The organism is Paractinoplanes rishiriensis, from assembly GCF_016862375.1.
GTDB lineage: Bacteria > Actinomycetota > Actinomycetes > Mycobacteriales > Micromonosporaceae > Actinoplanes > Actinoplanes rishiriensis.
The window spans coordinates 159,225-185,621 of record NZ_BOMV01000039.1 but is presented as its reverse complement, the minus strand read 5'-3'; the positions used below and the strand labels follow the sequence as shown (position 1 = coordinate 185,621).

Sequence of the window (26,397 nt, the reverse complement as noted above, 5' to 3'; positions counted from 1 at the left end):
AGGACATGGGCCGGGAGCGGATGCGAGCCGCCGACAACGATCGGCAGCAGGTCGCGGATCAGCTGCGCGCCGCGCTCGAGGAGGGCCGCCTCGACCTGACCGAGTACGACGAGCGCCTGCAGGGTGCGTACGCGGCGAAGACATACGGCGACCTGGACCGCCTGCTGGCCGACCTGCCCACCTCGATCCCGGTGGTGCCCGCCGCGCCGGCGCCGGTCCGGGGCTCCGACAGCAGCATCCGCTCGGCCTGGCTCGGCCACGTCTGGGGTCCGTGGAGCAAGGCGGTCGGCTTCTTCACGGTGATCTGGGTGATCACGTCGGTGGCCAGCGAGGAGGCGGTCTTCTACTGGCCGCTCTGGTTCCTCGGGCCGTGGGGCATCATCCTGCTGCTGCGCACGGCCGGCGGGCTGGCGACCGGTGAGCCGCGCAAGTACGCCGCGGCGCGGGTGTTCCGGCGGCAGCTGCGCGAGCACAAGCGGGAGCGCAGGGCGCTGCAGGCCCGGGCCATCGCCCGCGGGGAGCTGCCCGAGAACCCGACCAAGGAGCAGCGCCGGGCGTTCGTCGCCGAGGCGATCGAACGCGGCGAGTTGCCACCGAAACCGCGGCCTCCGGAGGCCGACCAACCGGCAATACAGGACAATTAACGACCTGTTTGTCGCATTTGCGGGGCGCCGACACACCCGACCCCGGGTAACGGCGACACCGGTTTGGCGTGGCTCCTGCGACGCGCGTACACTGGCTAGCTGGCGCGCAGCGTCCACTCCTGCATGTCCTCAGCGCTTCGAGGATGCGCGGGTGCCGCGGCTGGTCCGAGCTGGCAACAACTCGGGTATGACGCTGCATGCTAGCCCCGAACCCCAGTGTCAGGTAGCGGAGGACATGCCTAAGAAAGACGGAGCCATCGAGATCGAGGGCCGAGTGATCGAGCCCCTGCCGAACGCCATGTTCCGCGTGGAGCTCGCCAATGGTCACAAGGTGCTGGCTCACATCTCCGGCAAGATGCGGCAGCACTACATTCGCATCCTGCCCGAGGACCGAGTCGTGGTCGAACTGTCGCCATACGACCTGACCCGTGGACGCATTGTCTACCGCTACAAGTAAACCGGGGACGGGCGGCGGAAACGCCAGACAAACCCGTCCGAGTGAGAGTTAAGGCAAACCGTGAAGGTCAAGCCGAGCGTCAAGCGGATCTGCAACAACTGCCGGGTCATCCGGCGGCATGGTCGCGTCATGGTCATCTGCAAGACCGACGCGCGCCACAAGCAGCGCCAGGGCTGAGCCCGGGATCCGTTACACCAAAGCTCGTCCCAGTCACCTCCGTGTGGCTACACCCCCGGTCGGAGGCCGGGGCCCGTCCGGGCAGACGGGAGGGACGGGCACAGACCTCCGAACAGCTTGAGGAGTACGCCCGCTTATGGCACGACTCGTCGGCGTAGATCTGCCACGCGAGAAGCGTATGGAGATCGCGCTCACCTACATCTTCGGGATCGGTCGCACCCGTGCCGTCGAAGCACTGACCGCCACTGCGATTGACCTGAACAAGCGCGCCAAGGACCTCACGGACGAGGAGCTGGTCAAGCTCCGCGACTACATCGAGTCCAATTTCAAGGTTGAAGGTGACCTTCGCCGCGAGGTCGCCGCGGACATTCGCCGCAAGGTTGAGATCGGCTGCTACGCCGGTATCCGCCACCGCCGGGGTCTCCCCGTGCGCGGTCAGCGGACCCGGACCAACGCTCGTACCCGCAAGGGTCCGAAGCGCACGGTCGCCGGTAAGAAGAAGCCCGGTCGGAAGTAATAGGAGCGCACTGACTTATGCCACCGAAGGCACGCGCTGGGGCCGCCGTCAAGAAGGTCCGGCGCAAAGAACGCAAGAACGTCGCCCACGGGCAGGCGCACATCAAGAGCACCTTCAACAACACCATCGTGTCGATCACCGACCCGACCGGTGCGGTCATCTCCTGGGCCTCCTCGGGCCAGGTGGGCTTCAAGGGCTCCCGCAAGTCGACTCCGTTCGCCGCGCAGCTGGCCGCCGAGGCCGCCGCGCGCCGGGCCATGGAGCACGGCATGCGCAAGGTCGACGTGTTCGTCAAAGGCCCCGGCTCCGGCCGGGAGACCGCGATCCGCTCGCTGCAGGCCGCCGGCCTCGAGGTCGGGCAGATCAGCGACGTCACGCCGCAGCCGCACAACGGATGCCGTCCGCCGAAGCGCCGCCGGGTCTGAGGGAGAGACAGGAAAGATGGCTCGTTACACAGGTGCGGACTGCAAGCGCTGCCGCCGCGAGAAGATGAAGCTGTTCCTCAAGGGCAGCAAGTGCGATGGTCCGAAGTGTCCGTTCGAGTCCCGGCCGTTCCCGCCCGGGCAGCACGGCCGCGGCCGGACCAAGGAGACCGAGTACCTGCTCCAGCACCGCGAGAAGCAGAAGGCCCGCCGCGCGTACGGCGTGCTCGAGAAGCAGTTCCGCGGCTACTACGAGGAGGCTGTCACCAAGCCCGGCAAGACCGGCGAGGTGCTGCTGCAGATCCTCGAGTCGCGACTGGACAACGTCGTCTACCGGAGCGGCTACGCGTCGTCCCGGGACCAGGCCCGGCAGTTCGTCAAGCACGGGCACTTCCTGGTCAACGGCGTCAAGGTCGACATCCCGTCGTACCGGGTGAAGGAGCACGACATCGTCACGCTCCGCGAGAAGTCGAAGGAGATGACTCCCTTCGTCATCGCGCAGGCCCAGGCCGGTTCCCGGCCGGTGCCGGCGTGGCTCGAGCCCATCCCGAGCGAGATGAAGATCCTGATCCACTCGCTCCCGGCCCGCGCGGTCATCGACACGCAGGTCCAGGAGCAGCTGATCGTCGAGCTCTACTCCAAGTAGTGCTGATGAGGATTATTCAGGGCGGTGGAGATCACCCCGGCGACCTGCGGCCAAGTTGTGGTCCGGGTCGGCCCTGAATAACCCTCATCGGGTGCCGGCCATCAGGCCGGCACCTGCAGGACGGGCCGCATATAGCGGCGGCCCTGACAGAAAGAAGTATCGAGTGCTCATCAGCCAGCGGCCGACTCTCTCGGAGGAGTCGCTCAGCGAGACCCGCTCCCGGTTCACCATCGAGCCCCTGGAGCCGGGCTTCGGCTACACCCTCGGCAACTCCCTCCGCCGGACCCTGCTGTCGTCCATCCCGGGCGCGGCGGTCACCAGCATCAAGATCGACGGCGTTCTGCACGAGTTCACCACGATCCCCGGTGTCAAGGAGGACGTGGTCGAGCTGGTCATGAACGTCAAGGAGCTCACCGTGAGCTCCGAGCACGACGAGCCGGTCAGCATGTACCTGCGCAAGCAGGGCCCGGGCGACGTCACCGCCGGTGACATCCAGCCCCCGGCCGGCGTGTCCGTGCACAACCCCGACCTGAAGCTGGCCACGCTCAACAGCAAGGGCCGGCTCGACATGGAGCTCACCGTCGAGCGGGGCCGTGGTTACGTCACGGCGGCGCAGAACAAGAACACCGGCGCCGAGATCGGCCGGATCCCGGTCGACTCGATCTACTCGCCGGTGATGAAGGTGACCTACCGCGTCGAGGCGACCCGTGTCGAGCAGCGCACCGACTTCGACCGGCTGATCATCGACGTCGAGTCGAAGGCCTCCATCTCGCCCCGCACCGCGCTGGCCTCGGCCGGTTCGACGCTGGTCGAGCTGTTCGGCCTCTGCCGGGAGCTGGACGAGACCGCCGAGGGCATCGACATCGGCCCGTCACCGCAGGACGCGCAGCTGGCCGCCGACCTGGCCCTGCCGATCGAGGAGCTGGACCTCACCGTCCGGTCCTACAACTGCCTCAAGCGCGAGGGCATCAACAGCGTCGGCGAGCTGATCGGACGCACCGAGGCCGACCTCCTGGATATAAGGAATTTCGGTCAGAAGTCCATCGACGAGGTCAAGATGAAGCTCGCCGGAATGGGCCTGGGTCTCAAGGACAGCGCGCCGTCCTTCGACCCCGCGCACGTCGTGGACTCGTTCGGCGACGTGGACTACGACACCGACGACTACCGCGAGACTGAGCAGCTCTAGAGCTCGCTCCCTTCCGGCTTTCCCCAAGGAGCATCTGAAATGCCCACGCCCACCAAGGGTCCCCGCCTCGGCGGCAGCCCGGCGCACGAGAAGCTCATCCTGGCCAACCTGGCCACCGAGCTTTTCCGGCACGGGAAGATCAAGACCACCGAGACGAAGGCCAAGCGGCTACGCCCGCTGGCTGAGCAGCTCATCACGAAGGCCAAGCGCGGCGACCTGCACGCCCGTCGCCGGGTGCTGACCATCGTGAAGGACAAGGACGTCGTGTACGCCCTGTTCGAGCAGATCGCTCCGCGATACGGCAACCGGCCGGGTGGCTACACCCGGATCACCAAGACCGGCCTGCGCAAGGGCGACGCGGCTCCGATGGCCGTCATCGAGCTGGTCGAGGAGCTCGAGGTCGCGGCCACCACGGCGCCGGCCAAGGCGACCAAGAAGACCGCCCGCAAGGCGACCGCGCAGCAGGACAAGGTCGAGGCCCTGGCCCGCGAGGACGAGGCTCCGGCCGCCCGCGCGGACGACCAGGACGCCGAGCCGCCGGTCAGCGCGTCCGGCGACAAGGGTGCCGAGGGCCCCGGCGACCAGGCCGAGGGCGACGACACCGCCAAGGCGTAACTGACGCACGGAAGCGCCCGGCACCCGGATGGGTGCCGGGCCTTTCCGTTGTACGGATGGGATCCATGCGCTTACGACTGGACGTGTCATACGACGGCGCCGAGTTCTCCGGCTGGGCCGCGCAGCCGGCCCGGCGCACGGTCGCGGGCGTGCTCACCGAGGCCCTGGAGCGGCTGGTCGGTGCCGGCGTGCCGCTGGGACTCACGGTGGCCGGGCGCACCGACGCCGGCGTGCACGCCACCGGCCAGGTCTGCCACATCGACCTGCCGGACGAGGACTGGGCCCGGCTGGACGGCACCCTGCTGCGCCGGCTCGCCGCGCTGATGCCGCCGGACGCGCGGGTGCGGACCGTCACGCCGGTGCCGGACACGTTCGACGCGCGGTTCTCGGCCACCTTCCGGCGGTACGAGTACCGGGTGGCGGACACGCCCTGGGGGCCGGAACCGCTGCGCCGGCACGACACGCTCGGCTGGCTGCGACCGCTCGACCTGGCCCTGCTCAACGAGGCCGCGGCCGGGCTGGTCGGCGAGCACGACTACGCCGCGTACTGCAAACGCAAGGAGCACGCCACCACGGTCCGGGCCATCACCCGGCTGGACTGGCGCCGGGACCCGGACGGGATCTGCGTGGCCACCGTGCAGGCCGACGCGTTCTGCCAGTCGATGGTGCGCAGCCTGGTCGGTGCGATGCTCACCGCCGGCGACGGCCGCCGCCCGCCGCACTGGCCGGCCACCCTGCTCACGCTGCGGGAACGCTCCAGCGAGGTGACCGTGGCCCCGGCGCACGGGCTCACCCTGGTGGCGGTGGGCTATCCCGGCGCCGACGAGTACGCGGCCCGTGCCGAAGCAACCCGCCGGCTGCGTGCCTGACTCAGACCCCGGCCGCCCGGCGCTGCAGGATGATCTCGCCCAGGTAGTCGTCGACCAGGTCGGCGGTGATCCGGGCGGCGTTCGGGTCGTCGCCGCTGACCAACTGCCCGTCCGGCCGGGTGATCACGCAGTAGAGCAGGTAGTGGCCGTGTGCCCGCCAGCCCACGTGCTGGGTGGCCGCCGCGTCCGCCGCCGGCAGCGTGGCGAAGTTGCCGTCCCCGGTCTCCACCAGCAGCCGCAGCCGGCCGTCGACGTCCTCGGCGCCCGCGGCGTCGGCCAGGTTGAACACCCCGGCGGTGACCTGGTAGTCGCCGTACGGCGCGGACATCGCGGCCCGCAACACCTGGCTGCACCCGCGCTCGGCGAGCAGCCCGCCGAGGGCGCCACTGGTGGCCGTGCGGCAGTCGCTGTCGGTGTGCGTGATGCCGATCCGGTAGGTGCTCGGAGCGGCCGGCGCGGTCAGCGTCCGCCGGTCCGGAAAGATCTCCTGGAGCGTCAGCGGGTCGTCGTCGAGGGCGCGTGAGTCGAGGCCGCCGGCGACCGCGCGGGGTGGCGTGGCGTCGAGGGCCCGCTGCGCGTCGGCCACGATGAACGAGCCGATCAGCGTGGTGAGACCCAGCACGATCACTGCGGCCAGGCCCTGGACCACCAGGTGCGCGGTCCGCTGCGGTTCGCGCCGGCGGGCCGGGACACGATGCTGGCCGGCGGAGCGCAGGGGTAGGGCCAAGCCGCCGCCGGCGGTCGCGCGGTGGGTGGCGCGCGTAGGGGTGCCGTACAGCATGCATTTCACGGTAGGAGCGCATGGTGATCGATGAACGCACTGGCTGTGCGGCACCCCGGCGCTCGGCGGTCCGGCACCCGGCGGCAGACTGACCAGGTGAGCGCCGAGCACTACTTCAGCACCGACCCGGCCACCCCCGCCCGGCGCGGCGAGATCGAGTTCAACGTCGCGGGCCGGGACTACCGGCTGACCGTGGCGTCCGGGGTGTTCTCGGCCGGGCGGCTCGACCCCGGCACCGCGGTGCTGCTGCGCAAGGCCGACCTGCCGGACGCCGGCGCCACCGGGGTCTTCCTGGACATCGGCTGCGGGTACGGCCCGATCACCTGCGTACTGGCCAGCGAGGCGCCGGCCGCCGAGGTGTGGGCGGTCGACGTGAACGGCCGGGCCCGCGAGCTGACCGCGGAGAACGCCGCCGGCCTCGGCCTCGGCGACCGGGTGCGGGTGGCGGCCCCCGACGAGGTGCCGGACGATCTGGTGGTCGACCAGATCTGGAGCAACCCGCCCACCCATGTCGGCAAGGGCGAACTGCACGCGGTCATGGAGCGCTGGCTGCCCCGGCTGGCCCCGGACGGCGTCGCCTGGCTGGTGATCAACCGGAACCTCGGCGGCGACTCGCTGCACGCCTGGCTGGTCGAGCGGGACTGGGTGGTCGAGCGGGTGGCCAGCCAGCGTGGGTTCCGGGTGCTGAAGGTGCGGCGGAAAACCGGCTGACCTCAGCGGCCGCAACCGGGAGAATGGCCCCTCATGGGTTACGTGGACGTCGCCGGGGCAGGATTCGTGCTGCCCGACGGCCGGGAGTTGTTCGCCGACGTGTCGTTCCGGGTCGGTGAGGGTGCCAAGGTGGCGCTCGTGGGTCCGAACGGGGCCGGCAAGACCACGCTGCTCCGGATGGTGGCGGGTGACCTGCCGAACCAGTCCGGCAGCATCGCGCGGGCCGGCGGCCTGGGGGTGATGCGCCAGTTCATCGGCATGATCGGCGATGACCGTACGCTCGAGGACCTGGCCCTGTCGCTGGTCGACCCGCCGCTGCACGCGGCGGGCGAACGCGTGGCCACCGCGGCCGCCGGACTCGACGAGACCGAGCGCAGCCAGCTGGCGTACGCGAATGCCCTGGCGGCCTGGGGCGAGGCCGGCGGATACGACGCCGAGGTGCTGTTCGACACCGTGGCGGTCGCGATCCTCGGCAAATCGTGGGAGGAGTCGCGGCACCGTCCGGTCCGGACCCTCTCCGGCGGCCAGCAGAAACGGTTCGCGCTCGATCTGCTGCTGCGGGGTTCCGACGAGGTGCTCCTGCTCGACGAGCCGGACAACTTTCTCGACGTACCCGGAAAGAGATGGCTCGAGGCCCGGTTGCGCGAGTCGCCGAAGTCGGTGCTGTACGTCTCGCACGACCGGGAGTTGCTGGCCCAGACCGCCGACCGGGTGGTGGCCGTCGAGGGCGGCAGTGCCTGGACCCACCCGGGTGGCTTCGCGTCCTGGCACGAGGCCCGGGTGCACCGGCACGAGCGGCTCGAGGAGACCCGGCGGCGCTGGGAGGAGGAACACCAGAAGCTGCGCGAGCTGGTCTTCACGCTGAAGCAGAAGGCCACGTACAACGACGGCATGGCCTCGCGCTACCAGGCCGCGCAGACCCGGTTGCGCAAGTTCGAGGAGGCCGGGCCGCCGCCGCTGCCGCCCAAGGAGCAGTCGCTGCGGATGAACCTGCGCGGCGGCCGGACCGCGAAGCGCGCGGTGATCTGTGAGCAGCTGGAGATGGACAACCTGACCTTCCCGTTCGACCTGGAGATCTGGTACGGCGACCGGGTCGCGGTGCTGGGCGCGAACGGCACCGGGAAATCGCACTTCCTGCGCCTGCTCGCGGCCGGCGGCACCGACCCCGAGGCGGAAAACAAACCGGTCGACGGTGCACCGCTGGCACACGTGGCGCACTCGGGTGTGGCGCGGCTCGGTGCGCGGGTGCGGCCCGGTCATTTCTCGCAGACGCACGACCGGCCGGAACTGCTCGATCGGACCCTCGTGGAGATCCTCTGGCGGGGCGACGACCATCGGTCCGGCATGGACCGGGCGGGTGCCATGAAGGCGCTCAACCGGTACGAGCTGGCCGGGCAGGGTGACCAGCGGTTCGGCACGCTGTCCGGCGGGCAGCAGGCCCGGTTCCTGGTGCTTCTGCTGGAACTGTCAGGGGCGACCGTTCTGCTGCTGGACGAACCAACAGACAACTTGGACCTGGCCTCGGCGGAAGCCCTGGAAGAGGGCCTCCGGCTGTTCGAGGGCACGGTGATCGCGGTCACCCACGATCGCTGGTTCACCAGGTCGTTCGATCGGTTCGTGCTGTTCCAGAGCGACGGCGAAGTGATCGAGACCCCAGAGCCGGTCTGGGACGTGCGGTAGCGCATTCGGTAACGGACCGGTTATGGTCCGAAACAACACAACCCCACGGGAGTCCGGAGCACCGGGCTGAGAGGGGGGCTGACGCGGCCCCCGACCGTCGAACCTGATCCGGATCATGCCGGCGCAGGGAGGAGCGTTCGTTGTTTCCTCGTTTGCATATCGTCACCGACTCCCTCGACGTGGTGCGCGGCGCGGTCGGCCATGGACCGGTCGCCGTCCAGATCAGGATCAAAACCTCAGATCGGTTGGCGTACGCCCTGACGACTGCGGCGTTGCCGCTGTGCCGGGCGGCCGGCGCCCTCCTGCTGGTCGACGACCGGGTGGGGGTGGCGCTGGCGGCCGGGGCCGACGGCGTGCACGTCGGCGCGGACGATCTGCCGGTGGCGGCGGCGCGGCGGGTGCTGGGACCCTCCGCGGTGCTGGGCGCCACCTGCCGGAATCCGGAGCAGGCACGCGCCGCGGTGGCGGACGGCGCCAGCTATCTGGGGGTGGGGCCGGCATTCGCGACGTCCACGAAGGACGGTCTGCCGGCGCCGATCGGACCGGCCGGGATCGCGGCCGTCACCGCGGCGGTGCCGGGGACGCCGGTGATCGCGATCGGCGGCATCACCCCGGAACGCGCGGCGACGCTGGATTGCTACGGGGTGGCTGCGGTGTCGGCGATCGCGGCTGACCCGGCCGGGGCCGCCGTCGAACTTCTGGCGGCGTTGTCGTCGAGGCCGGGCGCCGCGCCTTCTCGGGTGAGCGCGTCGTGAGCGCGGTGCGGTGCGGCTTTCGCGGTGGTGCTGCCCTCGGAGTGGTGCTCTCATGAGCGTCGCGATTGTCGGGGGCGGGATCATCGGGCTGGCTATCGCCTGGCGGCTGGTGCAGCGTGGGGTCGACGTCACCGTCCTGGACGACGGGGAAACCGGGGCCTGGCACGTAGCGGCCGGGATGCTGCATCCGGGTGGGGAGTCGGCGTTCGAGGGGCCGGCTCTCGGCGTACTCATGAATCGATCGGCCGGACTCTGGCCGGACTTTGCCGCCGGACTCGGGGTGGACGTCGGTTACGACGGCACCGGGACGCTCGGGTTGGCGCTGACCGCCGATGACGTCGCCGAGAGGGCGCGCTGGTGGGCCCGGCAGAAGCTGCCGGTGCTGCGGCCCTCCGAACTGCGCGAGCGGGAACCGGCGCTGTCGCCGCGGATCCGGGCCGGGGTGCACGCGCCGGGGGAGCGGCAGGTCGACCCGCGCCGGGTGGTGGCCGCGCTGCGCGATCGGCTGGCCGGGCGGATCGTCGCCAAGCGGGTCGAGTCGCTCGACGAGGTGCAGGCCGGGACCGTGGTGGTCGCCGCCGGCTGCGGCACCGCGCGGCTGACCGGGCTGCCGATCCGGCCGGTGAAGGGGCAGGTGCTGCGGCTGCGCGGCGAGCCGGGGCTGCTGCGGCACGTGCTGGACGCCACGGTGGACGGTCGCGAGGTCTACCTGGTGCCACGCGCCGACGGCGAGATCGTGGTGGGCGCGACCCAGGAGGAGCGGACCGACGCCACCGTGACCGCGGGCGGCGTGCTCGACCTGCTGCGCGCGGCCGTCGACCTGGTGCCGCAGCTCGCCGAACACGAACTGGCCGAGACGACCGTGGGACACCGGCCGGGCACGCCGGACAACGCGCCGCTGCTCGGCCGGCTCGACGACCGGGTCGTGGTGGCGGCCGGGCATCACCGCAACGGCGTGCTGCTGGCGCCGGTCACCGCCGAGCTGATCGCGGGGCTGGTGGCCGACGGGGTGGCCGATCCGTTGCTCGCCGAATTCGCGCCGGGGAGGTTCCGATGAGGTTGACGGTCAATGGGCGGGACGTGATCGAGGGCGGCGACGACCTGTCGGTGGCGGCCCTGGTGGAGCGGGTCACCGAGGCGCGCCGCGGGGTGGCGGTCGCGGTCAACGGGACGGTGGTGCCGCGTTCGACCTGGGCGACGGTGCCGCTCACGGACGGCGACCGGGTCGAGGTGCTGACCGCGGCGCAGGGAGGTTGACATGTTCTTCGGGAACTCCCGGCTGATCCTGGGCACCGGCGGAGCGAACAGCCTGGTAGCGCTGGAGGAGGCGATCGTCGCGTCCGGGACCGGGCTGGTCACCGTGGCGCTGCGGCGGGTCGAGGCGGCCGGGCCGGGGCTGCTGCCGATGCTCGACCGGACCGGCGTGCGGGTGCTGCCGAACACCGCGGGCTGCTACACGGCCGGCGACGCGGTCAAGACGGCCCACCTGGCCCGGGACGCGTTCGAGACCGACCTGATCAAACTCGAGGTGATCGGTGACGAGCGCACCCTGCTGCCGGACGGGGTGGAACTGCTGCGGGCGGCGGAAACCCTGGTGGCGGACGGGTTCACGGTCCTCCCGTACACCAGCGACGATCCGATCCTGGCCCGCCGCCTGGCCGACGTCGGCTGTGCCGCGGTGATGCCGGCCGGCTCGCCGATCGGTTCCGGCCTGGGCATCTGCAACCCGCACCACATCCGGCTGATCCGCCAGGCGGTCGAAGTGCCGGTGGTGCTGGACGCGGGCATCGGCACGGCCTCGGACGCGGCGCTGGCGATGGAGCTGGGCTGCGACGCGGTGCTGATCGCGAGCGCCGTGACCAGGGCCGACAACCCGGCCGGGATGGCGTCGGCGATGCGGCACGCGGTCGAGGCGGGCCGGCTGGCGTACACGTCGGGCCGGATTCCGCGGCGCTACCACGCGGTGGCGTCCACTTCGGACGAAGGGCTGGCGCAGTGGTGACCCCGATGGGCCTGGTGGTGCTCACCGACCGGCGGCTCGCCGCCGGGCCGCTGATCGAGGTGGTGGCGGCCGCGGTCCGCGGTGGCGCCGGGTGGGTGGTCCTGCGCGATCGGGATCTGCCGTACGCGCAACGCCGCCGTCTGGCGGTCGAGTTGCGCGATCTGCTGCCCCCGGGCCGGCTGATCGTGGCCGGCCCGGACCCGTTGGGCGCGGACGCGGTGCACCTGGCGTCCGCCGATCCGATGCCGGCGCCGGGACTGTCCCTGGTCGGCCGCTCCTGTCACGGCGTCCCGGATTTGTCCGATGCGGACTACGTGACGCTTTCGCCGATCTACCCGACGGCGACGAAACCCGGCTACGGTCCGGCGCTCGGGCCGGCGGGTGCGGCGGCGCTGGCCGGCGGGGTGCCGTGGCTGGCGCTGGGCGGCATCGACTCGCCGTCGCGCGCGGCGGCTTGCGCGACGGCCGGCGCGAGTGGGATCGCGGTGCTGGGCGCGGTGCTGCGCTCACCCGACCCGGAGGCCACGGCCCGCGCGTTGGCGACGGCTTTCGGCGCGGCCCGCTCGGCCCTCGCGACGGCACGGCCGGCTCCGGCGGTGGTCGCTGCCGGTGCGGTAGGAATGCTGCGGCCGGCAGCGCCGGGTGACGGCGTGGGGGTGAGGTGGTGACACCGCCCGTGGTGTTGACCATCGCGGGGTCCGACTCCGGTGGGGGCGCGGGGATTCAGGCTGATCTCAAGACGTTCGCGGCGCTGGGGGCGTACGGGACCTCGGTCATCACCGCCATCACCGCGCAGAACACGCAGGGGGTCACCGCCATCCATCCGGTGCCGGCGGCGATCGTGGCGGCTCAGATTGATGCGGTGCTGGCCGACTTCGACGTGGCGGCGGTCAAGGTGGGGATGATCGGGGACCCGGCGGTCACGGCGGTGATCGTGGAGCGGGTTGCGCGGCTGCCCAACCTGGTTGTCGACCCGGTGCTGGTGGCCACGTCCGGGTCACGGCTGGGTGAGGTGGGTGCGGTGGCGCCGCTGCTCGCGTACCCCTGTGTCTTGACGCCCAACCGGCACGAAGCCGGCGCCCTCTCGCAAAGCCCGGTCGAGACGGCCGAGGAGATGTCCCGGGCGGCGGAACGCCTGGCCGCCGGGGGTGCCCGCGCGGTGGTGGTGACCGGCAGCGAGCTGGCCATCGACGTGCTGCACCACGACGGGGTCACCTCGGTGCTGCGCGGTGAGCCGGTGGACACCCGCAACAACCACGGGTCGGGGTGCACCTTCTCCTCGGCCGTCGCGGTGCGGCTCGCGCTCGGTGATCCGGTGCCGGCGGCGGTCCGGGCGGCCAAGACGTACGTGACCGCGGCGCTCGCCGGTGGTCAGAAGTGGCAGCTGGGCGCCGGGCCCGGACCGCTCGACCACTTCGCCTGATCGATGAGGAGGCCCGGACCGGGGATCAGTGCTGCTTCCCGTCGTCCGCTTTGTACTGATTAGGGAGGAAAGTATGAGGCGCAAGGTGTACGTCGAAGGAGTCCCCTTCACCGAGGTCGTGCTGAGCGACGGCAACGAGCCGGTGCGGCTGTACGACACGTCGGGGCCGGGCAGCGATCCGGAGGTCGGGCTGCCGCCGTTGCGGGCGCCGTGGCGGAGCGGGCGCACCCAGCTCGCGTCGGCCCGGGCCGGCGTGGTGACGCCGGAGATGGCGTTCGTGGCGATCCGTGAGGGGGTCGAGCCGGAACTGGTGCGGGCCGAGATCGCCGCGGGGCGGGCGGTGCTGCCGGCCAACCGGAACCACCCGGAGTCCGAGCCCATGGTGATCGGGTCGCGGTTCCTCGTGAAGGTCAACGCGAACATCGGCACCTCGGCGGTGACCTCGTCGGTCGCCGAGGAGGTGGACAAGATGACCTGGGCCACCAGGTGGGGCGCCGACACCGTGATGGATCTCTCGACCGGGCCGCGGATCCACGAGACCCGGGAGGCGATCATCCGGAACGCGCCGGTGCCGATCGGGACCGTGCCGATCTATCAGGCGCTGGAGAAGGTGAACGGCGACCCGCTCCAGCTGACCTGGGAACTGTTCCGGGACACCGTGCTGGAGCAGGCCGAACAGGGGGTGGACTACATGACGGTCCACGCCGGGGTGCTGCTGCCGTACGTGCCGCTGACCGCGGAGCGGGTGACCGGCATCGTGTCCCGCGGTGGCTCGATCATGGCGGCCTGGTGCCTGGCGCGCCACGAGGAGAACTTCCTCTACACGAACTTCGACGAGCTGTGCCGGATCTTCGCGGAGTACGACATCACGTTCTCGCTGGGCGACGGCCTGCGGCCCGGGTCCATCGCGGACGCCAACGACGAGGCGCAGTTCGCCGAGTTGCGCACGCTCGGCGAGCTCACCCACCGGGCCTGGGAGCACGACGTCCAGGTCATGGTCGAGGGTCCGGGCCACGTTCCGATGCACAAGATCAAGGAGAACGTGGACCTCCAGGTCGAGCTGTGCGGCGGGGCACCGTTCTACACGCTCGGGCCGCTCACCACCGACGTCGCGCCCGCGTACGACCACATCACCTCGGCCATCGGCGCCGCGATGATCGGCATGTTCGGCACCGCGATGCTCTGCTACGTCACGCCGAAGGAGCACCTCGGGCTGCCGAACCGGGACGACGTGAAGGCCGGGATGATCGCGTACAAGATCGCGGCGCACGCGGCCGACCTGGCGAAAGGCCACCCGGGGGCGCAGGAGTGGGACGACGCACTGTCCAAGGCGCGGTTCGAGTTCCGCTGGGAGGACCAGTTCGAGCTGGCCCTCGACCCGGAGACGGCGCGGGCGTACCACGACGAAACGCTGCCCGCGGCGCCGGCCAAGACCGCGCACTTCTGCTCGATGTGCGGGCCGAAGTTCTGCTCGATGCGGATCAGCCACGAGATCCGGCAGCGCGGCATGCAGGAGAAGTCGGCCGAGTTCGTCGAGTCGGGCGGCCGGGTCTACCTGCCGCTGACGTCGTGAGTGTGCAGGTGGCCGCACATCCCCCAGCGGGTCTCGGCGCTCTGTGGTGACTCCCGCACGCTGCCGTTGCTCAGGTGGCCGAAGTCGCCACGATCAAGGGCATCCAAAACCGCAGCGGTACGCCTGACGTCAGCCTCCACGGTGGACTGCCAGATCCTGCGCCAGTCCCCGATCCGGGGGCGGACCAGCGCCGCGGCACTCGCGTAGAAGTCCTCGAGCGGGCCGGGATCGCCGGCCCGCATCCGGGTGACCAGGTATTCGAAGCCGCCGACCGCGAGTTCGCGGCGGCGGCGTACCGCCTCACTCACCCCGTCGCCTTTTGGCAACGTGCTGGTCGCCCGGAACCGCTCCGGGTCGGCCAGCACGTCCGGCGGGAAGGTCATCACGGCGTCGCCGGCCTCGGGCAGCCCGGCGTTCGACATGATCACCAGGACCCGCAGGCCGTCGTGGTTGACCGCCCGGTGGATCACGCCCGGTCCGAACCAGACCGTGCTGCCGGTGGCCAGCGGGGTCTCCCGGAAGCCGGACCGGTCCAGCGTCTGCACGGCGCCGGCTCCGCCGATGACCACGTACGCCTCGGTCGAGACGGTGTGCATGTGCGGCGTGCCACCGGCGTCGTCGTAGACCGCGAGCCGGCTGATCGACGTACCGCCCGGGAACGTCACGAGAGGGCGTCCCGGCCGTGCTGCGCCAGCGCTGCGGTTCCGTCGTCGCCGTGGTCGCCGGCCGCGATCACCACGGCGTACCGGAATGACAGCTCCGCGCCGTGCGCGAGATCGAGCTCCTCGCTGAAGAACGGCGCCGGGTTGAGGCAGGCGAAGTCGGTGCTGCGGGCGAACCACTGCGGCTCGTGCCGCGGGTTGGCGGCATCGTCGACCAGCACGATTGTGGAGGCGTCGCCGGAGCCGTCGTGCCGGCCGCGGAACGCGAACCACTCGGCCCGGCTGCCGCGCAGGTCGTCGCCGCCGGTCGCGACCGGCGACTGGATCAGGCCGCCGGTGAACGACCGCGGGCCCCGCCAGAACAGGCCGCCGTAACCGGCGTTCTCCCGGCCCTTGGTGGTGGGCGAGCCGAACGCCAGGGTCTCGCCGGAGACGTTGGTCATCGCGGTTTCCCAGACCAGCACCCAGGTGCGCTCGTCGATCAGTGCCGCGGTCAGCTGCCGCCGCTCGTCGATCACCTTGGCGCCCTGCTGGGAGAACCAGTCCAGCTCGTGCGCGAGCGTGACCGACCGGCCGTTCGCGGTCAGCGCGGTGAGGTCGCGATGCCGGCCGCTGCCGTTGTTGTCGAGCTGGACGTAGCCGCGGTCGCGCACGAAGGTGGGGCCGCCCCAGAAGTTGTGCGCGCCCACGTGCGGCAGCGACCAGGCGAAGCCCTTGTGCCAGACGTGGTCGTGCGGGCGGAACGCGGTGACCAGCTCGCCGGCCAGGGTGCGGACCGGGTGGAGATAGGGCTTGGGCGACTCCAGCTGGACCGTGTCCGGGGTGTAGACGTACGTGAACAGGTCGATGCCGCCGGACGCGGCGGTGACCGAGCGGCCGAGCGCGTGGTCTACCTGGAGGTCTCCCATGGGGCACCGGTTCCGTTCATGCTCGTGGCGAAGGGGTGGCCGGCGCCGATCTCGCCGCGGGAGATCGGCCGGCGGGTGAACGCCGAGGCGTAGATCGCGGCGATGAACTCCATCGTCTGCCGGGTCTCGGCGAGCGTCACCGGCGGCGGCGCGCCGGCGTCCAGGGCGTCGAGCACCGCAGTCAGCTGGGGGAGGTGGTCGGTGATCTCGGTGGAGTCGGACGCCTTGGCCCAGCGCTCGGCGAGATCCTCGTGGCCGGGCGCCGGGGTGATGGTCCAGTTGGCGTCCGTGTAGCCGTACAGATGCGACAGCTCGACGGTCGCGTACTCGAAATCGAACCTCAGCGCCGACACCTGGCGCGGCGAGAGCACCGAGTTGACCACCGAGGCGACCGTGCCGTCCGCGAACGTGACCAGGGCCATCGACACGTCCTCGGTGACCACCGGCCGGGCCTGCCGGGCGGCCACCGCGGTTACCTGCTCCCACGGGCCGAGCACCGAGAGCAGCAGGTCGAACTGGTGGATGCCGTGGCCCATGGTCGGGCCGCCGCCCTCGGTCTCCCACTTACCGCGCCACGGGACCTCGTAGTAGGCCTGGTCGCGGTACCAGAGGGTCTCGCAGGTCGCGAGCAGCGGGCGGCCCAGCTCACCGGCCGCGATCAGGCCGCGCAGCCGGGCCGCGCCGGCGCCGAACCGGTGCTGGAAGATCGTGGCGAGGTGGGAACCGGTTTCCCGCGACGCCTCGACCAGAACGTCCAGATCGGCAAGGGACAGCGTGGGCGGCTTCTCCACCACCACGTGCGCGCCGGCCCGCAGACAGTCGAGGGCCAGCGGCACGTGCGCCGCCGGTGGCGTACAGATGTGGACGAGGTCCAGGTGCTCGCCCGTGAGCAGGCCGGCGAGGTCCGCCGCGACGGTCGGCACCGACCACTCGGCGGCGAAGGCGGTGGCCCGCGCCCGGTCGACGTCGACCACCGCGGCGAGCTCGACCCGGTCACCCAGCGCGCGGAGTGCGGCGGCGTGGGCGGTGGCTATCGCCCCGGTCCCGACGATCGCGGCGCGATACCTGGCCATCGGACAACTCCCTTAGGTAAGCGTTTTCCTGACCTAGGGAGGGAGTGTAGCCCGGGATCAGAGCTTGTAGAACGTGACGTAGTGATCGGGCGTGAACCAGGTCTCGCGGGTGCTCCGGTTGACCACGATCCGGTACGCGTCGCGGGACGCGCCCCGGGCCCGGGAGTAGACGTCGTACTCGCCGTAGGTCGCGTTCGCCGGCAGCTGGCCCTCGCGGTTGTAGAACCGGCCGCCGGTGTAGTTGTACTGCCCGTACGGCCACGAGTACCAACCGGCGCTGGCCGGCCAGCCGAGCGAACTCCACCCGGTGCGCGCCGTCCGGGCCGCCGAGCAGCGCGAGACCGTGCAGCTGTTGTAGACCACCGCCTGCGCGGCGTCGGTGTGCGTCGGCGCCACCACGGCCGGGCCGACCAGGGCGAGGCCGGCCAGGGTGGCGACCAGGGCGAAGCCGGAGAGTAGGCGGCCGAGGCGGGTGCGAGATTTCCGGTCAGCAGTCATGCAGACATGGTCGGTGCTGGGGCTACCGGCGGGTACATCCCCATTTGGTCCTATCGGGGCTGGCTCGAGTTGCCCAGTCCGCTCACCCAGTCGACGAACTCGCCGTCGGCGTCGTTCTTGCGGCCCCGGACCTGGGGCGGCGGCGCGATCGGCGTGGGGTTCGGCAGCGGGGCGCTGATCTGCTGCGGCTCCGGCCGGGGCCGGATCGGCGGCGGCGTTCCGTCCGGGGGCACCGCCGCCTGCGGGACCGCGGCCGACGCGATGACCGCGGTGTCCGACGGTCGCAGTTGCTCCGGCGGGCGCTGCGCGGCCGCCGACGCCGCCTGGGCGATGGCCGACTCGGGCTGCGCGTCGCGCTTCGGCAGCGGCGGCCGGTCCGGTGTCGGTTCGCCGGCGCCGCCCGGACCGCTGCCGGAACCGGACGAGGTCCTGGAGTCGGCCGCCGGCTCGCGGCGTACCACCGCCGCCAGCACCGAGCCGAGCACGCCGGCGCCGGCCGCGGTCATCGCCGCCCAGTACGGCACCACCTGGTAGCGGTCCGGGCCGGAACCCGGGCCGGCGATCAGGTAGGCCAGCGTCAGCAGCGCCGGTCCGGCCAGTCCGGACAGCGCGATGGTCAGGGTGGACATCTCCCGGCGACGGGCGATCCAGCCCAGCGCCGCGCCGCTGATCAGGGCCAGGGCCGGCATGGTGAACAGCGCGGTCCGCTGGGTCACCGACGGGCTCAGGTAACCGGCGTCGAACACGCCGAGGCGGATGGCCGGCAGCGGGTCGCTGGGCGCCAGCGAGGGCAGCACCGACAGCGCGGCGATGGCCCAGATGGCGGCGCCCACGGAGACGAAGCTCCAGCGGGCCACCTGCCGGCTGAGGGCGGCGTACGCGGCGAACCCGCCGACCAGGGCGCCGAGGAAGGCGCACACGCCGATCACGAACACCGGGTGCACGCCGGCGACCTGGGCGGTGCGGGCCGGCTGCATGGTCAGCGGCACCACGACGGCGCCGCCGAGACCGGCCGCTACCGCGGTGAGGATGCGGGTGCCGGCACCGGACCGCTGCGGCAGCCGGACCTGGCCGGCCAGCGCGCCGATCACCGCCGAGGTCATCGCGAACCAGGCGACCCAGGCGAGTTGCGCAGTCCAATGGTCACGCGTGGTGACGTCGAGGACACGCGTGAGGCGCAGGATGCCGAGGCCGTATGCGAGGCCGAGCTGGCTCGCACCCGCCAGCGCGGCCACGCCGAGAGTGGCTCCCAATAGTTTTGCCCAGGTCCGGAATGGCATGCCAGGCACGTTACGGAATGCTCGGCCGCCCCCGCCACTCCGGGTTCGATTCTTAAGACAGCCAAAAATCCGGATTAGCGGAAATCGATCCCCATCTTAGAAACCGAGTTCACGGACAGTGATCGGATACTTTGAAAGATTCTTGGCTAAGATGCCAGCCGCCAGCGGCCGCTGCGGGCCACCAGGAGGGTGAGCGCCTGCGGCATGAGACCGGAGTGGTTGGCCGGGGTCAGCCGGATCGGTCCGGAAACGCCGTCCACCTGAGAGGTCTCCAGAATGGCGCGGATCTGGGCGCGGTCGCCGCCCACCCGGGCCACCGCGGTGCCGATCAGGTCGGCGGCGTCCGCCGCGAACGCGGCGACGCCCGAGTAGCTGCCGTACCGCGAGATGTAGTCGCGGAACCACTGCTTGCGGGTGGCCTTCGCGGGGGTCGTCGCGATCACGTCGTCGATCGCCAGGGTCTGCGTGAAGACCAGCGTGGCGTTGTTGACCGCGGCCACCGCGGCCTGCGGGACGAACAGGTCGCTCGCGGCCGCCGCGTCGAAGTAGATCTTGCCGGTGTAGCCCACCGCCTTGGCCGTGGTGGCGGCGAGGATGGCCTGGTCCGGGGTGGAGAGCACGACCAGCGCGGCCGGGTTCTCCGCGGTCAGCTCGCCGACCACCTGGGTGAGGTCGGTGGCGGTCGGCCGCACCGAACGGGTGCTGATCGGTTCGATGTTGACCTTGGACAGCTCGTTCTCCAGGGCCCGGTTGCCACCGCGGCCGTAGAGGTCGTCGGTGTGCAGGACGGCCACGTTCGCGGCCCTGGTGCGGCTCAGTTCGGCGACCATGGCGGCGGCGCTGTCCGGCGAGTTCGGCCCCAGCTTGAAGACGTACTGCCGCTCGGCGATCGGCTCGGTGACCTCGCTCGCCGCGGCCAGCCCGATGGTCGGGATCTTCTTGTCGTTGATGGTCTTGGCGGCGCCCACGATGCACTGGTCGCACGAGCCGGTGACCACGGCCGCGACGTTCGGGTCGTCGGCGAAACCGCTGATGTTGCGCAGCGAGGCGGTGGCGTCCGCCCGATTGTCCTGGGTGCGCAGCAGCAGCTTGCGGTTGCCGAGCTTGCCGGACGCGTTGATCTGCTCGACCCGCAGCTGCAACGCCCGGGAGTAGGCGACGTCCACCGCCGAGGAGTTGTTCAGGTCGGCACCGATCACGATGACCTCGGAGCCGCTGTTGCCCTCGTCCGTGGTGCAGCCGGCCAGGCCGGCGAGCAGGACGGTCGAGGCCATGACGAAAGCCGTGGCGGGGCGGGGAAGCCGCACTTCGGTGCCTCCTCGGGGGGCGGATCGGCGGGGTCGGCGGCAGCAACGGTGTCCGCCGGCGGGCACGCCGGCACGGACAATGTGTCCGTCTGATCGCGCCAAACCTTGCCAACGTGAACGCGACTGGTCAAGCTGTTGCTCATCGATGGAACGGGACGCCCGTCTCACATAATGGTTGGAATCTTGACGGTCTCAGGTAACCGTGAAATCACATTGCGTGTCCGCGTGCATATTCGTGCACGTCAACGCATCGACTCTGTCGATTGTGGATCCGAAAAGGTAGTTACTGATCGGGCAACAAGTTGGTTTCCGGGAGCTCTCAGGCTTCCCAAACTGCTGCGCTCTCTGATGAAATTCCCGGGCCGCAAGCTACTGGCGCGCGAAGAGAGACGGGGATTGACCACGGAGGAGAAGACGTGAGCACCGGATCTTCGACCCAGGTGACGCGCCGTGGTGCCTTCCCTCGTCTTCGGGACGCCCGCATCCGCGCCAAGCTGGCTCTGATTCTGTTCGTTCCGCTCGCCGCGGTGATCGTGCTGGCAACCGCCCGCCTGGTCGACGTGAGCCAGCGGGCGGACGAGGCCGGCCAGGTTGAGAAACTCACCGAACTAGGTACCGACGTATCCAACCTGACCCAGCTGTTGCATCTGGAGCGGATGGCTGCCGCCGCGTTCCTGGCCGACCCGCGGAGCAAGGCCGACGCGTACAACGCGACCGTCCGGGCCAGCGACGCCGAGGTTCAGGACTACCGCGCACACCGCCGCGACCTCGCCGACCCGCCGGCCGCCGTGCAGACCAGGCTGCTGCAGATCGACGACAACCTCAACACGCTGGACGCCACCCGCAACCAGGTCAGCAAGCGGGAGGGCATCGGCGTGGCCGAGGCCATGTCCCGGTACGGCGTGGTTCTCACCGACCTGCTCGGCTACGGCGACGCGGTGAGCCAGTACGCCGGCGATGACGAGGTCGGTGTCGGCGACAGCCTGCGGGCCACGGGCGCGTTCGCGCGGGCCAAGGCCGGTGCTGCCGAGCAGGAGGCGATCTCGTACGCCGCGCTGGTCGCCGGCGATCTGAGCAACGAGCAGCGGACCGCGTTCATCGCGGCCCAGACCAGCCAGCAGGAGGGCCTGCTCACCTATTCGGCGTTCGCCACCCCGGCCCAGCAGTCCCTGGTGGACACCGTGGTCACCGGTGACGCGGTCAACCTCGCCGACCAGATCTCGGTGCAGCTCGGCCGTGGTGTGGCCGTGGCGCCGGAGGAGGTCACCCAGGCCTTCGGCGCGGTCGTCGACCTGATGCGCTGGGCCGAGCAGCAGCTCGAGCGGCAGAACGTGACCCAGGCCGCGGACGTGCGCAGCGACGTGGTCCGGCAGGCCGCGATCGAGGCCGGTCTGGTCCTGCTGGTGCTGATCGTCGCGGTGGCGCTGGCCGTCATCCTGGCCCGCTCGCTCAACCTGTCGCTGCGCCGGCTGCGGGAGGGCGCCCTCGCGGTGGCCAACCGCGACCTGCCGGACGCGGTGGCCCGGCTGCGCGACGCGCGCGCCCTCGGCGAGGGCGGTGCCGACGACATCATCAACGAGCTGCGCGATCCGATCCGGCTCAGCAACAAGGACGAGATCGGCCAGGTGGCCCAGGCGTTCAACGTGGTTCACCGGGAAGCGGTCCGGATCGCGGCCGAGCAGGCCGCGCTGCGCACCAGCGTCTCGGCGATGTTCCTCAACCTGGCCCGCCGGAGCCAGTCCCTGGTCGACCGGATGATCGGCGAGCTGGACAGCATCGAGCGGACCGAGGAGGACCCGAAGCGTCTGGCCCGGCTGTTCGAGCTCGACCACCTGGCCACCCGGATGCGCCGCAACGACGAAAACCTGCTGGTCCTGGCCGGCGCCGACTCCAGCGCGCCGCGTCGTGAGGACGCCCTGCTGGTCGACGCCTTGCGGGCCAGCCAGTCCGAGGTCGAGCTGTACAACCGGATCGAGTTCGGCACGGTCGACACCGACATCGCGATCGCGGCGCTCGCCGTCAACGACGTCGTCCGGCTGGTCGCTGAGCTGCTCGACAACGCCACCCGGTTCTCCCCGCCGAACACCACGGTGGTCGCTGACGCCCGGCGCATCCGCGACTACGTGGTGATCCAGGTGGAGGACCGCGGCCTCGGCCTGTCCGAGGAGCAGATGGACCAGCTCAACCGCCGCCTGGCCGAGCCGCCCAACGTGGACGTCGCCGCGTTCCGGCTGATGGGTCTGGCCGTGGTGAGCCGGCTCGCGTCGCGTTACGGCATCCGGGTCGAGCTGCGGGCCAACCTGGAGGGCGGCACGGTCGCCCAGGTGATCCTGCCGAGCAACATCGTGGTGCTGCCGAACCGCCGGGAAACCGTGCCCGGCATGCCGGCGGCCGAACTCGGCGCGACGCCGTCGGGTCTGTGGGAGGGGCAGAGCAGCCGGGCGGCCACCGCCACGCTGCCGGCCATCGCGCCGGAGCCGTGGCGGGAGTCCGCGCCGCAGCAGTCGGCCCACCCGCAGCTGCCGATGTTCCCGTCGCAGCGCCCCACCTCGCTGCCCGAAGTGCAGCCCACTCCGGACCGTCCGCCGCTGCCCAGCCGGGGCGGCCCGGCCCGTCCGGTCACCGCGGCCGACATGTACTCGCAGACACAGGTCACTCAGGCGGTGCCGGTCATCCACGCGGCCGCGCCGGCGCAGGCCGCGCCGATGAACGGCTTCCGGCCGGCACCGACGCCGATGGCACCGCCACCGGTGCCGCCCGCGCCACCGGTGGACTCGGGTGGCTGGGGGGCCGCCCTGGCCGCCATGCCGCCGGTGCCGTCCCCGCCGATCGCCTCGCCGGTCGAGGATCGGAACGAGGCACCGATCTTCGTGCAGATGCAGCAGAGCTGGTTCCGCAACCACGACAGCGGCCCCGAGGAGTGGGGGATGCCGACGGCCGGGTACGCTCCGCCGCCCAACTCCAGCGCGGCCAAGGCTGCTCCCGCTCCGGCTCCCGCTCCGCCCGCTCCGGCTCCCGTGCAGGGCCGGCAGTCGGCGACGATCCGGAAGCCGGCCGCCGCGACGACCGCAGCTCCGGTGCCCACCGCGGCCACCCGGGTTCCCGCCGCTGCCGCGAACGGATCGTCGTCGAACGGTGCTGGCCATCACGGTGCCGGCCAGAACGGGTCGGGCCAGAACGGCGCGGGCCAGAACGGGTCGGCGCAGAACGGTTCGGCGCAGAACGGGTCGGTTCCGAAGCCGCGTACCGCGGTCGAGGACCGATGGAGGACGGCAGCCGACGAGGGATGGCAACGGGCGATGGCGGCGGCGGAACCACTGGATGCCGGCACCACCCGGTCCGGTCTGCCCAAGCGCGTACCGCAGGCACAGCTGGTGCCCGGCGGTGTACAGGGCGGAACGAAGACCGAGAACCGTCGCAGCCCGGACGAGGTCCGTGGACTCCTGTCCGCGTACCACCGTGGTGTGCAACGTGGGCGGACGGACGGCAGTGCCGCAGCCGCCGCCTTCCAGGCTAAGGAGAAGGACAAGTGACCAGGCCCCCCACCATGCAGGACATGGGCTGGCTGCTCAACAACTTCGCCAACAGCGTCGCCGGCATCGCGCACGTGATCGCGGTGTCGGCGGACGGCCTGTTGCTGGCGGCGTCGCGCGATCTGCCAGAGGACCGAGCCGATCAGCTGGCCGCCATCGCGTCCGGCGTGGTGAGCCTCACCGAGGGCGCCTCCCGGATGTTCAACGCCGGCACGGTGCAGCAGACGATCATCGAGATGGACAGCGGGTATCTCTTCCTGATGTCCATCAGCGACGGTTCGTCGATGGCGGTGCTGGCCGCCCGCAGTTGCGATGTCGGCCAGGTCGGGTACGAGATGGCACTGCTCGTCGAACGGGTCGGTGCGGCACTGTCGCCGGTGCCCCGCGAGACAGTCAGTTATTAAACCGACTGCCGGCCGGAAGGGGGTGATCGCGTGGGTTCGCAGGACCCGAGGGGCAATTTGGTGCGCCCGTATGCGGTCACTCGCGGACGGACCGAACCGATCCGGGACATCCCGATCGAGGCGGTCCTGGTAGCCAGCCAGGCCGCCGTGCAAGAGGCCCGCTTCGCCGGGCATGACAAGTACCGCATCGCCGTGCTTTGCGAGACGAAGCCGCAGTCCCTGGCCGAGCTCTCGGCCCTCACCCGGCTACCGCTGGGTGTGGCCCGGGTGCTGGTTGCGGACATGGTTGCCGACGGACTGCTGTCGCTGCACAGCGCCGCTCCCCGAAAGGGATTCACGGAGCGGATGGATCTGCTGGAAAGGGTGTTGAGTGGACTTCGCAAGCTATGAGCGGGCGGGGGCGCAACCCAAGGAGATCACCTCCGCGAAGATCGTCATTGCCGGCGGCTTCGGCGTGGGTAAAACGACGCTGGTCGGGTCGGTCTCCGAGATCGAACCGCTGACCACCGAGGCGATAATGACCTCGGCCGGCGCCGGCGTCGACGACGCCTCCAAGGTGCCCGGCAAGGAGAGCACCACGGTCGCGATGGACTTCGGCCGTATCACGATGGCCGACGACCTCATCCTCTACCTGTTCGGCACCCCAGGTCAGACCCGCTTCTGGTTCATGTGGGACGAGCTCATCCGGGGTGCCGTGGGTGCCGCGGTGCTGGTCGACACCCGCCGCATCGCCGACGCGTTCGCGCCGCTCGACTACTTCGAGAACCGGCACCTGCCGTACATCGTGGCCCTGAACTGCTTCGACGGTGCCCCGCGCTACGAGCCGGACGAGGTACGCGAGGCGCTGGCCATCCCGTCACACGTACCGCTGATCATGTGTGACGCCCGGCACCGCGACTCGGTCAAGCAGGTCCTCGTGCAGGTCGTCGAGCACGCGATGGCCGTGCTGATGGCCGAGCAGTCCGGCGGCTATCCCGCGGTGGTCGGCTGATTCTCAGGCGGGCAGACGGTAGCCGCGTTTGACTACCGTCTGCACCACTCCCGAGGCGCCCAGCCCGGCTCTGAGCCGGGCCACCGCCATCTCGACCGCGTGCTCGTCGGCACCGCGCGGCAGGGCGTGCAGGAGGGCGGCCCGGGACAGCACCCGGCCCGGCGCGGCGGCCAGCGCGCGCAGCACCGCCATCGGCGCCGGCGCCAGCGGCCGCAGTTCCCCGTCCACGATCGCGGCGTGACCGCGCAGGGTGAGCGTGTGACCGGCCACCTCCAGCGACAGTGCCCGCTTCGGCAGTTCCTCGACGATGGCCCGGACCAGGGCGCTCAGGCGGGCCCGGGCGGGGGCGACGATGGGTACGTTGTGCCGGCGCAGCGGCGCGGCCGTCACCGGGCCGGCACAGGCCACCAGGATGTGCCCGCGCAGCGCCTCCAGCAGCGCGTCGGTGCTCGGGCCGGCGGCACGCAGCAGCGCATTCACGGCGGGTGCCGCGGTAAAGGTGACGGCGTCCACCAGCCGGCCGGTGATCAGGTCGACCAGTCTGTGCAGCGGCGCCGGGTCGGTGGGCGGCGCCCAGCGGTAGACCGGCACCTCGACGACCCGGGCCCCGGCGGTCTCCAGCGCCGCCGTGTACTCCGGCTGGCTCTCGCCGTGCAACTGGAGCGCCACGGTCAGGCCGGCGATGCCCCGGGCCCGGAGGTGGTCGACGACCTCCTCGTAGCTCTCGCCCTCGGGGGACCACTGGTCTTGCAGGCCGGCCGAGCGGATGGCGGCCCGGGCCTTGGGGCCGCGGCCGATCAGGTGCGCGCGGGCCAGCGCGGCCCGCAGTGGCTCGGCCAGGCCCCAGCCCTCGGCCGCCTCGAGCCAGCCGCGCATGCCGATGCCGGTGTTGACCAGCACGATGTCGGGCGGGGTGTCGAGACAGGCGCGGGTGGCGGCGCGCAGTTCGGCGTCGTCGGCGATCGGGACGATGCGCAATGCGGGAGCCAGCACCACCCGGGCGCCCCGGCTCTCCAGCAGACCGGCCAGCTCGTCGCGCCGCCGGTCGGCGGTGACACCGACGGTGTAGCCGGACAGTGACGCTGTCGGTTCGGCCAGCGCGGCCGCCGTGATCACCGTCCGGCGCGTTCCCCCCGCCCGGTCGGTCATCCGGACGGGGCCCTGCTGTTGATCTCGAGAAGTCGCGGCGTGGCCGACCGGTCCACCGAAGGGCACGCTCGGAGCTCGCCGTCCTCAGCGTCGACCCGCTCCCATGTCACGCTTGCGTTCTCCGCCGTACCTCC

At 71.3% G+C, this 26,397-nt stretch carries 29 protein-coding genes, 1 pseudogene and 1 riboswitch; of the genes and pseudogenes, 22 read left to right on the top strand and 8 right to left on the bottom strand.

What is annotated here, in order from left to right; genetic code table 11:
• Positions 1 to 20: 20 nt before the first annotated feature.
• From Ari01nite_RS17765 to truA, 9 genes and pseudogenes are all read left to right on the top strand, one after another.
• Positions 21 to 536: pseudogene (locus Ari01nite_RS17765) on the top strand (DUF1707 SHOCT-like domain-containing protein); the annotation flags it as partial.
• Positions 537 to 879: 343 nt separating this feature from the next.
• A complete protein-coding gene (gene infA, locus Ari01nite_RS17760) occupies positions 880 to 1,101 on the top strand; it encodes a translation initiation factor IF-1 (protein WP_007073013.1) in 222 nt (73 codons plus the stop codon).
• Between the two features lie 60 nt (positions 1,102 to 1,161).
• Positions 1,162 to 1,278, top strand: coding sequence for a 50S ribosomal protein L36 (gene rpmJ / locus Ari01nite_RS17755; RefSeq protein ID WP_015619018.1), 117 nt, complete (start codon positions 1,162 to 1,164; stop codon positions 1,276 to 1,278).
• A 136-nt stretch (positions 1,279 to 1,414) separates the two neighbouring features.
• Positions 1,415 to 1,795, top strand: coding sequence for a 30S ribosomal protein S13 (rpsM, locus tag Ari01nite_RS17750; RefSeq protein ID WP_203782365.1), 381 nt, complete (start codon positions 1,415 to 1,417; stop codon positions 1,793 to 1,795).
• Between the two features lie 17 nt (positions 1,796 to 1,812).
• Complete coding sequence (rpsK, locus tag Ari01nite_RS17745) at positions 1,813 to 2,220, top strand: 30S ribosomal protein S11 (protein WP_014440747.1); 408 nt, start codon at positions 1,813 to 1,815, stop codon at positions 2,218 to 2,220.
• Positions 2,221 to 2,236: 16 nt separating this feature from the next.
• On the top strand, positions 2,237 to 2,863 hold the full coding sequence (gene rpsD / locus Ari01nite_RS17740) for a 30S ribosomal protein S4 (protein ID WP_203782364.1): 627 nt from the start codon (positions 2,237 to 2,239) through the stop codon (positions 2,861 to 2,863).
• Between the two features lie 163 nt (positions 2,864 to 3,026).
• Positions 3,027 to 4,049 (top strand): DNA-directed RNA polymerase subunit alpha, encoded by a 1,023-nt coding sequence (locus tag Ari01nite_RS17735; protein WP_020513615.1) that lies wholly within the window; start codon positions 3,027 to 3,029, stop codon positions 4,047 to 4,049.
• A 39-nt stretch (positions 4,050 to 4,088) separates the two neighbouring features.
• Positions 4,089 to 4,664 (top strand): 50S ribosomal protein L17, encoded by a 576-nt coding sequence (gene rplQ / locus Ari01nite_RS17730; protein WP_203782363.1) that lies wholly within the window; start codon positions 4,089 to 4,091, stop codon positions 4,662 to 4,664.
• 65 nt (positions 4,665 to 4,729) lie between these two features.
• A complete protein-coding gene (gene truA / locus Ari01nite_RS17725; protein ID WP_203782362.1) occupies positions 4,730 to 5,533 on the top strand; it encodes a tRNA pseudouridine(38-40) synthase TruA in 804 nt (267 codons plus the stop codon).
• Between the two features lies 1 nt (position 5,534).
• Here truA and Ari01nite_RS17720 read toward each other — a convergent pair whose 3' ends face one another.
• Positions 5,535 to 6,314: a hypothetical protein gene (locus tag Ari01nite_RS17720; protein WP_203782361.1), complete on the bottom strand. Its 780-nt coding sequence runs from the start codon at positions 6,312 to 6,314 to the stop codon at positions 5,535 to 5,537.
• Between the two features lie 96 nt (positions 6,315 to 6,410).
• On the opposite strand from Ari01nite_RS17720, the gene Ari01nite_RS17715 reads away from it, so the two are divergent.
• From Ari01nite_RS17715 to thiC, 9 genes are all read left to right on the top strand, one after another.
• Positions 6,411 to 7,025 carry a class I SAM-dependent methyltransferase gene (locus Ari01nite_RS17715; RefSeq protein ID WP_203782445.1) on the top strand — a complete coding sequence of 205 codons (615 nt, stop codon included), beginning with the start codon at positions 6,411 to 6,413 and terminating at the stop codon, positions 7,023 to 7,025.
• A 33-nt stretch (positions 7,026 to 7,058) separates the two neighbouring features.
• Positions 7,059 to 8,705, top strand: coding sequence for an ABC-F family ATP-binding cassette domain-containing protein (locus Ari01nite_RS17710; RefSeq protein WP_203782360.1), 1,647 nt, complete (start codon positions 7,059 to 7,061; stop codon positions 8,703 to 8,705).
• Between the two features lie 35 nt (positions 8,706 to 8,740).
• Positions 8,741 to 8,852, top strand: a riboswitch (TPP riboswitch).
• A complete protein-coding gene (gene thiE, locus Ari01nite_RS17705) occupies positions 8,846 to 9,460 on the top strand; it encodes a thiamine phosphate synthase (RefSeq protein WP_438872189.1) in 615 nt (204 codons plus the stop codon). Its footprint overlaps the riboswitch before it by 7 nt.
• A gap of 52 nt (positions 9,461 to 9,512) precedes the next feature.
• Positions 9,513 to 10,517 (top strand): glycine oxidase ThiO, encoded by a 1,005-nt coding sequence (gene thiO, locus Ari01nite_RS17700; protein ID WP_203782359.1) that lies wholly within the window; start codon positions 9,513 to 9,515, stop codon positions 10,515 to 10,517.
• Entirely contained in the window at positions 10,514 to 10,717 is a 204-nt protein-coding gene (thiS, locus tag Ari01nite_RS17695) for a sulfur carrier protein ThiS (protein WP_203782358.1), read from the top strand. Before thiO ends, thiS begins: the two co-directional genes overlap by 4 nt.
• A gap of 1 nt (position 10,718) precedes the next feature.
• Positions 10,719 to 11,462 carry a thiazole synthase gene (locus tag Ari01nite_RS17690; protein ID WP_203782357.1) on the top strand — a complete coding sequence of 248 codons (744 nt, stop codon included), beginning with the start codon at positions 10,719 to 10,721 and terminating at the stop codon, positions 11,460 to 11,462.
• Positions 11,456 to 12,130: a thiamine phosphate synthase gene (locus Ari01nite_RS17685; protein ID WP_203782356.1), complete on the top strand. Its 675-nt coding sequence runs from the start codon at positions 11,456 to 11,458 to the stop codon at positions 12,128 to 12,130. The genes Ari01nite_RS17690 and Ari01nite_RS17685 overlap by 7 nt, the downstream gene beginning before the upstream one ends.
• Entirely contained in the window at positions 12,127 to 12,885 is a 759-nt protein-coding gene (gene thiD, locus Ari01nite_RS17680) for a bifunctional hydroxymethylpyrimidine kinase/phosphomethylpyrimidine kinase (protein ID WP_203782355.1), read from the top strand. Before Ari01nite_RS17685 ends, thiD begins: the two co-directional genes overlap by 4 nt.
• 73 nt (positions 12,886 to 12,958) lie before the next feature.
• Entirely contained in the window at positions 12,959 to 14,458 is a 1,500-nt protein-coding gene (gene thiC / locus Ari01nite_RS17675; RefSeq protein ID WP_203782354.1) for a phosphomethylpyrimidine synthase ThiC, read from the top strand.
• Here the strand turns inward: thiC and Ari01nite_RS17670 are convergent.
• From Ari01nite_RS17670 to Ari01nite_RS17645, 6 genes are all read right to left on the bottom strand, one after another.
• Positions 14,437 to 15,123 (bottom strand): cupin domain-containing protein, encoded by a 687-nt coding sequence (locus tag Ari01nite_RS17670; RefSeq protein WP_203782353.1) that lies wholly within the window; start codon positions 15,121 to 15,123, stop codon positions 14,437 to 14,439. The two genes, thiC and Ari01nite_RS17670, sit on opposite strands and share 22 nt — an antisense overlap.
• Entirely contained in the window at positions 15,120 to 16,028 is a 909-nt protein-coding gene (locus Ari01nite_RS17665; RefSeq protein WP_203782352.1) for a DUF6807 domain-containing protein, read from the bottom strand. Before Ari01nite_RS17665 ends, Ari01nite_RS17670 begins: the two co-directional genes overlap by 4 nt.
• Positions 16,010 to 17,101 (bottom strand): Gfo/Idh/MocA family protein, encoded by a 1,092-nt coding sequence (locus Ari01nite_RS17660; RefSeq protein WP_203782351.1) that lies wholly within the window; start codon positions 17,099 to 17,101, stop codon positions 16,010 to 16,012. The genes Ari01nite_RS17665 and Ari01nite_RS17660 overlap by 19 nt, the downstream gene beginning before the upstream one ends.
• A gap of 57 nt (positions 17,102 to 17,158) precedes the next feature.
• Complete coding sequence (locus tag Ari01nite_RS17655; RefSeq protein ID WP_203782350.1) at positions 17,159 to 17,599, bottom strand: ribonuclease domain-containing protein; 441 nt, start codon at positions 17,597 to 17,599, stop codon at positions 17,159 to 17,161.
• A 50-nt stretch (positions 17,600 to 17,649) separates the two neighbouring features.
• Entirely contained in the window at positions 17,650 to 18,879 is a 1,230-nt protein-coding gene (locus Ari01nite_RS17650) for a hypothetical protein (protein WP_203782349.1), read from the bottom strand.
• Between the two features lie 146 nt (positions 18,880 to 19,025).
• Positions 19,026 to 20,153, bottom strand: a complete 1,128-nt coding sequence (locus Ari01nite_RS17645; protein ID WP_438872193.1) for an ABC transporter substrate-binding protein — start codon at positions 20,151 to 20,153, stop codon at positions 19,026 to 19,028.
• A 428-nt stretch (positions 20,154 to 20,581) separates the two neighbouring features.
• On the opposite strand from Ari01nite_RS17645, the gene Ari01nite_RS17640 reads away from it, so the two are divergent.
• The 4 genes from Ari01nite_RS17640 to Ari01nite_RS17625 are packed head-to-tail and all read left to right on the top strand — an operon-like array spanning position 20,582 to position 25,114.
• Positions 20,582 to 23,719: a sensor histidine kinase gene (locus tag Ari01nite_RS17640; RefSeq protein WP_438872192.1), complete on the top strand. Its 3,138-nt coding sequence runs from the start codon at positions 20,582 to 20,584 to the stop codon at positions 23,717 to 23,719.
• Positions 23,716 to 24,123, top strand: a complete 408-nt coding sequence (locus Ari01nite_RS17635) for a roadblock/LC7 domain-containing protein (RefSeq protein WP_203782346.1) — start codon at positions 23,716 to 23,718, stop codon at positions 24,121 to 24,123. The genes Ari01nite_RS17640 and Ari01nite_RS17635 overlap by 4 nt, the downstream gene beginning before the upstream one ends.
• Before the next feature lie 30 nt (positions 24,124 to 24,153).
• Positions 24,154 to 24,513, top strand: coding sequence for a DUF742 domain-containing protein (locus tag Ari01nite_RS17630; RefSeq protein WP_203782345.1), 360 nt, complete (start codon positions 24,154 to 24,156; stop codon positions 24,511 to 24,513).
• Positions 24,494 to 25,114, top strand: coding sequence for a GTP-binding protein (locus Ari01nite_RS17625; RefSeq protein ID WP_203782344.1), 621 nt, complete (start codon positions 24,494 to 24,496; stop codon positions 25,112 to 25,114). The genes Ari01nite_RS17630 and Ari01nite_RS17625 overlap by 20 nt, the downstream gene beginning before the upstream one ends.
• Before the next feature lie 3 nt (positions 25,115 to 25,117).
• Here the strand turns inward: Ari01nite_RS17625 and Ari01nite_RS17620 are convergent, their stop codons facing one another.
• Positions 25,118 to 26,263 carry a uroporphyrinogen-III synthase gene (locus Ari01nite_RS17620; protein WP_203782343.1) on the bottom strand — a complete coding sequence of 382 codons (1,146 nt, stop codon included), beginning with the start codon at positions 26,261 to 26,263 and terminating at the stop codon, positions 25,118 to 25,120.
• Between the last annotated feature and the right edge of the window lie 134 nt (positions 26,264 to 26,397).